This window comes from Cypionkella sp., assembly GCF_034376685.1.
Classification (GTDB): Bacteria; Pseudomonadota; Alphaproteobacteria; order Rhodobacterales; family Rhodobacteraceae; genus Cypionkella.
The window spans coordinates 52,692-58,691 of the sequence record NZ_JAXMJJ010000084.1 but is presented as its reverse complement, the minus strand read 5'-3'; the positions used below and the strand labels follow the sequence as shown (position 1 = coordinate 58,691).

General features: G+C 53.6%; 5 protein-coding genes. 2 read left to right on the top strand and 3 right to left on the bottom strand.

The window, feature by feature from the left end:
* Window positions 1–162 precede the first annotated feature (162 nt).
* Together U1A24_RS16230 and U1A24_RS16225 are read left to right on the top strand one after the other, a co-directional pair.
* Complete coding sequence (locus tag U1A24_RS16230; RefSeq protein WP_322323024.1) at window positions 163–1,215, top strand: hypothetical protein; 1,053 nt, start codon at window positions 163–165, stop codon at window positions 1,213–1,215.
* 74 nt (window positions 1,216–1,289) lie between these two features.
* On the top strand, window positions 1,290–1,577 hold the full coding sequence (locus U1A24_RS16225; protein ID WP_322323023.1) for an ATP-binding protein: 288 nt from the start codon (window positions 1,290–1,292) through the stop codon (window positions 1,575–1,577).
* A 69-nt stretch (window positions 1,578–1,646) separates the two neighbouring features.
* Here the strand turns inward: U1A24_RS16225 and U1A24_RS16220 are convergent, their stop codons facing one another.
* From U1A24_RS16220 to U1A24_RS16210, 3 genes are all read right to left on the bottom strand, one after another.
* Complete coding sequence (locus U1A24_RS16220) at window positions 1,647–2,690, bottom strand: hypothetical protein (RefSeq protein WP_322323022.1); 1,044 nt, start codon at window positions 2,688–2,690, stop codon at window positions 1,647–1,649.
* Window positions 2,690–4,423 carry a site-specific integrase gene (locus tag U1A24_RS16215; RefSeq protein WP_322323021.1) on the bottom strand — a complete coding sequence of 578 codons (1,734 nt, stop codon included), beginning with the start codon at window positions 4,421–4,423 and terminating at the stop codon, window positions 2,690–2,692. The genes U1A24_RS16220 and U1A24_RS16215 overlap by 1 nt, the downstream gene beginning before the upstream one ends.
* Before the next feature lie 139 nt (window positions 4,424–4,562).
* Window positions 4,563–4,931: a hypothetical protein gene (locus U1A24_RS16210; RefSeq protein ID WP_322323020.1), complete on the bottom strand. Its 369-nt coding sequence runs from the start codon at window positions 4,929–4,931 to the stop codon at window positions 4,563–4,565.
* Window positions 4,932–6,000 lie beyond the last annotated feature (1,069 nt).

Here is a 6,000-nt window from a genome sequence, read left to right as displayed (position 1 = left end):
AAGCTCAAAAACTCTGTGTGAAACGCATGGCTTGTGGAACGATCTGCCCGAAATAAGTGAGGTGGCCGCTGAGGGCGTTGGCTGACCTTGGCACACAGTTGCCGTCGCGAGGACCGATCCTACCATTAAAGTCTTAGCATTGGCTTAGAGAGAGAAGAAACTATGGGGGAAAAGCTGAAGGCAACAGAACCTTGGGGGCGACGTCCATGGCTCCATGTCTGGAAATGGCCATTCACTGATTACCCGAATGCTTCATTAATCCTAATCCAAGCGTCGAATGAAGTTGCCAGCATGATGAGCCTCTCGGCACCAGTGAGTTGTTCCGATAGCCTGGTCGGGGCGGTGAAAGAGTTACCTGGCTTCAAGGGTATGGCCTACTGCATGCGCGACAAACAGGACCTCAGCGTGCTGAAAGTTGGTAGGTCTAAAGATGCTTTAATGAGGATGAAGAAAAGCCCTTGGACCCCAATATTGGGGCATATCAGTCATGCTGATCGCTCCGAGGAAATGGTCCTTGTTTGCATCGACGTTCCGGCAGCTGTCGTCGAGGCTCGCTTACACGCTAAGCTTGGCCTTCCAGCGCTCGACAAGGAACGTGGCCGCGAATGGTTTCGATCTGAGTTGATAGACTTTGTCCTAGCTGTGCAGAGCCTGAAAATGGATGAGGGTGACAAAATCTGCCTTGAGCACGATGCTAGTTCGAATGCGGAAATGGAGAAGGTTCGATCATTGATTTTGCTCAACACCGATGAAGTGCAGCAGTCATTCTGCGAAATCGGCAAGATAAATCGTGTTTATCGGCGGCCAGATGGTTTTGACGTGGCCTCTTCTATTTGGTGCCCGGTGAAACATCTAGTCGCCGAGAAAAATCTCCCGGTGCCATTTTATGGCCCTCCCGACGACTCCATGCGCGCGAGCTTGGCCCGCGACCTACGTGGTTTCTGCGTGGATGCTTTTGATCCCGTGCCAGATGTTGACCTTGTCGGGAATGCGTTGGTCAGTCGCAGCCCTTGGCAGCAGCGCCTACACAATTTCGAGCACATTGGATCGGTTGCCTCAGACTGCGACTTGCACCTGGATTTCACACGCGATGAGTGGGAGGTTGGTGGAGAAATCTTTGAGATTGACTATCGGGAAAAAGTTAATGTCCTCGAACGGTTTCGGTTGGACGATGCAGGCGGTCTCCGAAGAGAAGTTTGTGAACAAGTTTTCTAACTTGGCCAAGTTTTTGTCGTGTGGTCATCACGACAAGAACGACCTGTGCTGGGAAAAGCTAACGTGTCGCCCATTTGGGCGGGGGTTTTTATGCACAGGGGAGGCACCGTAATCGAGGCTGGCGGCGATGCTCGACACCGCAGCATCGCCATTGCCGCCAACCGGCCTTCAATGGCTGGGATCAGAACTTCCCTGACAAACCCGTGACGGTCGCCACCATCGACCGCCTGATCCATCGCGCGTCAGTCTTCGAGATGAACGCCGAGAGCTTGCACCAACGAACCGCCGCTGCCAACAAACTGGCACAGGATCATGTCCACCCGACAACCTTAAGCGACAACCAAACCGAAGCAGTAATCTGAACCAGATACCTCAATCTACGCCAACACGATTGGCTCCAAACCGGCCAAGGTGGTTGTCGCGTTACAAGCTTAAATGCGCGCTCCACCGATCGAGATTGAGCTTGGTTTCTGAAGTGCCTTCAGGTGAATTTCTGCCAGAATCTTTTGGCCCTTCTGCGCCCGGAATCGCGCAGCATGGACCTCATAGATTTTTGCAATTTCGACACTGGTCTGACCGCACAGGATGCGCGCCAGATCGGCACCATAGGTCCCATGCTCTGCCAAAGCATCATGCACCAGCGTCCTGACAATATGAGGGGTATGACCCGTCGCTGCCTTGAAGTTGTAGGGAAGCGTTCTTGGGGACAGAAACTCACCCAGTTCTGTTGAAAACAGGGGCGTGCCCATCCGCTGCGCATAATGGAACTCAATAGACCCTTTCGTCCCGAACATGATCAAATCGTCAAGATAGCGGGTGAGGCTGTCATGTAACGGCCCGTTATGGCGATAACCCGTCTTCCCTGACGTCATTTGAAGCCTCCACTGTCCGTCCTGCCGGGAGATACCTTTCCCAATCTCAAGGCGTGTCACGTCTCCGATACGGGCAGGAAGCAGCGACAAAAGTGCGAGAACCCCAGAGCGAATAAACAGGGTGCGGCGGCGGGTTGTGGTCGCCGCATCGTAGGCCTGTTCCCGTGCCTTGACAGCGGCTCGCCCGATGTCAGCCAGAGTGATCGGATTGGCTGCCAGTTTTCTGATCTTGGTCGGCACCTCCAGTTTGAAAGCGTCGCGATAAAATGCGCAATCGCCCAAGATGACCCTGCGTGCTGTTGCAGGATATTTTACCTCTTTAGCGACGGCCTGAACCCCTGCCATGTAACTCAGGCAAGTGCTGTTGCGGAGGCCGCTACCGTCCAAATAGTCTACGAAAGCTCCCAGTCCGTCATACGACAATTCCGGAGGCAATCCCGCTCGCCCGAGGACATAAAGATACTGCCCAACGGCGTTGATGACTGAGCGAATAGACGTTTCGGAATACCGCTTGCGACCGCGGCGCGGGTTTTTCATGCCGTTGATGGCCATCTTGAATTTGCGAGGAAACATCTCAAAAGGAATGGATTTACGCTGAGGCATTACTTCACTCCACGCTTGAGAATATTGTTCTGCAAGTTCGCCAGAATATTTTGGCCTTCTTCGTGCTTTTGAGCCTGGTCGACGAAAACATAGTTCTTGCGAACGGTCGCTTCAGTATCGCCCAGCAAGGCGGAAATGATCGCATAATCAGCCCCCTTCTGATTGGCCATAATGGTGGCGAGTGCATGCCGAACTTGGTGAGGTGTCATCGGCACGCCGTTATCCAGGGTGGTCTCACGCCAGATCGAACTCAGCCGCGAATAGGAAATTCCGCCGAAGAGCAGATTTGGACGTCTGAGGTCCGGTGCCAGATAAGCCTCCATAAGTTTCGGGCGAACCGTAGTGACGAACCATGAGACAATTTCCTGTGGGTCTCCTCCCGGCTTGCTCGTCAGGGTGATGTAGCGGTGAGAATATTTGTTTTTCACGATTGTCGGAGGAGTGGTAAGAACTAGGCCCTTGCGCGGTCCGTGCAGCTGAACATCGGCCTCCACACCGCCATAGGTCAGTCGCAACAAGGTGGAAATGCGCAAGGGCAACGACGTCCAGATGGCGGCTGCACATGCCGCAATGCCCATTGCAATGGCTGCGGCTTTGTGATGTTGGGATGCACTGTCAAACGTAGACATCGCCTTACGGGCATCCCTAAAAATAGTGTCCGGAAGGTTGAGGAAAGCGATTTGTTTCGTGCGGTTGCCAAGAAATTCTTCGCACCAGTCCCTACGGCCACTGGACATCGTCTTGACGTTTTCAAAGGCGTCATACTCCGAAATCAGTTCCCGTAGAGGTTCACTGTCAGCTCCGGCGCCAGCTACAAAAAGCTTCCAGTGGCTGAGATATTCGAACAAGGTCGTGGCCATGATCGAAGTCCATGGAAACTCATGCTCGAGCTCTTTCTCGATGATCTCTTCGAGCAAAGACGGGTCTGCCAGATCTGCGACCGAGCATTCAGCGGGGCAGTTCACGAGACCGGCGGTAACCATGGCGGTGTAAACATAGGATACGCCGTCGAGCATCTTATCGGCGCGGGCGGTCGAGCAGGCGCCCCGACGCTTCAGGCGATGCCCCACGCGATCGCCTTCGATGCGCTGCTGGCGCCACTCCTCGAATTCCGCTGCAAGTTTAGCTGGAAGAGGTAGCCGCTTGCAGCACGACCGCGACTTGCAGATCGATGTTCCGTCGAAGGCGGTTGAAATCTCGACCGAAACCTCAGTGCGATGCTTGCTGATTAGTTTGGCGGCAGCCTGCAGGGCCCGATACCGACCGATGGCCTCTGGGTGGTCGATCTGCTCCTGCAGCCATGACTTAGTGATCAGTGCAGGGCTGAGCGAGCGTTTTCTGGCCGCCTCAGCCAGCACGCCGACAGAAATGAGTTTCTTGGGATTTACCCCACACTTCTTCAGCTCGTTTTCAAGATCATACCAAGCGTCCCGCACCACAACGGCTTTGGTATTGGTTGCAGACTCGACAACTTTGGCGATCGCGCCCCTGACCTGAGAACGCCAGACGGTAAATTCCTGTTTTGCCTTGAATCCGACGGGGAGCATCCGGGCAGGCCCATGGCCCCACATCACATCAAACGTCGCCAGATCTGCAGAAATCTGATCAAGGGGAAGGCCATACTGGGGCATGCGCCGGATCCGGCGTAGCGACCCGAGAACCTTCTTTTGAGAGGCGGGTGCATACAGGCCATCGGCCTGAACTTTCTCGATTACATCGGCGATGGTTTTCATGGTCACAAGCATAGTCATAGTCTAAACCTACAAGTCAATATGATTAATGGATTATTTCTCTGGTGAGTGTGACACTACACTACACTTCGACAAACATCTTAGTGTGGTGAATGCATCACCTTTTGCCCTATCCTCACTTTTAGGGAGGATCGACAGATTCCGTCTCACTTTTGCATTTTCGCATAGGCGGGAACATGTAGCGGACGGTGCGCTCGGTGATCTTCACGATGTGCAGGCGGCCCGCACGCCCATAATTACGCACGGTTTGTGGGGTCACACCAAGATGGTCCGCCAGTTGATTGGCACAGAAAAGGCGATCGGAGAGATGCATTCCAGAATGCATCTCGTCAGGAACGTTTTCGATTTTTCGCAAAATTTCCCCGAAGCTATAGTGGGGAGATGTGTGAAAAATGGAAGGAGCGATGTCGGCCTTCACCAAAGCGATACGAGCTGTAGCTCGATCGACTTGCCAGCGGCGGGCCAACTCGGAAATTGTAGCGTATGTCATGTTCAATCCGCACAGAAGATGTTGTGCGAAATTCTGAATTTTTCCTGATGCAATCAGTCGCGCAGGTCTATGCGCTATCAGGTTATCAAACAGATTTCGCAAACCACATCAGGGAGCGGAGGGCCCGAGCCATGTCTGCAAAAAGCAAACTGCGTCGATATTTATACTGTGAAGATGACCTTTAAGGCGATCCGCTCTACTGGCAGGGCCCGAGGCTCACCAAAGAGCCTTGTCAAGACAGACTATATTCCAGCCCGCACCGCCTGTCCAGACGCTGTTTCCGCGAGATCGGAAGCGGAGACCGCGTATGGCTGGCTGGAGTCGGGTCTGCGATCAGATCCCGCGATGAAAAATAGCGAACCGGCATTTGTCGATTAAAACGTCTGGGATGGCGCACTCGGGAGTCTGCGATCCTTCAGCGTCACGAATTATTAATTGGACAAGCCTATTGAATGTTGTTTTCTTCCATGGATATCACATCCTGTGAAGGCCGCAGCGACGTCAGATTTGCCGGTCGCGTTCCATGGTGATCATCTCGAGAAGTTTTCGACACCGAACGGACTGAAGGCGAGCACGTCGACCTCGGCGGTGCCGTAGACTCAGATTATGCCGTCGTCGAGCGCCATCCCGATGGCGAGATCAAGAAGCCGATTGACGGTTTCGCCCATCTCGGCGGCGACACGATCGACGTCCTTATGACATAAAAGCCCTGACAGCATCTGTCTTCGACATTCAGCCTGCGGGACATGCATAAATTCCCATGAATGCAGAACCACCGCTCACGAAGGGGAGTGGTCCGCTCGGCTTCACCCGCTTTTCCAAGCACAGAGCTCTGAAAAATTTTCGCATATTCCGCGTCATTCTCCATTTTTTATAGAAACTACCCCGGCCCAGAATGTGAATAATGATCGCGCGCTTGGATTGTCAGTTCGGTCGGTCGCTGGCATCCTCCATGTATTCATCTTGCTAGTGCCAAGATCCTCACTGATCGCCGTTGCGAATAGTGATCGGTCGGGCAGCTTTCTTCCTCCAGTCATGTGACGCTCGATGAGCCCCGCCAGAGACAGAA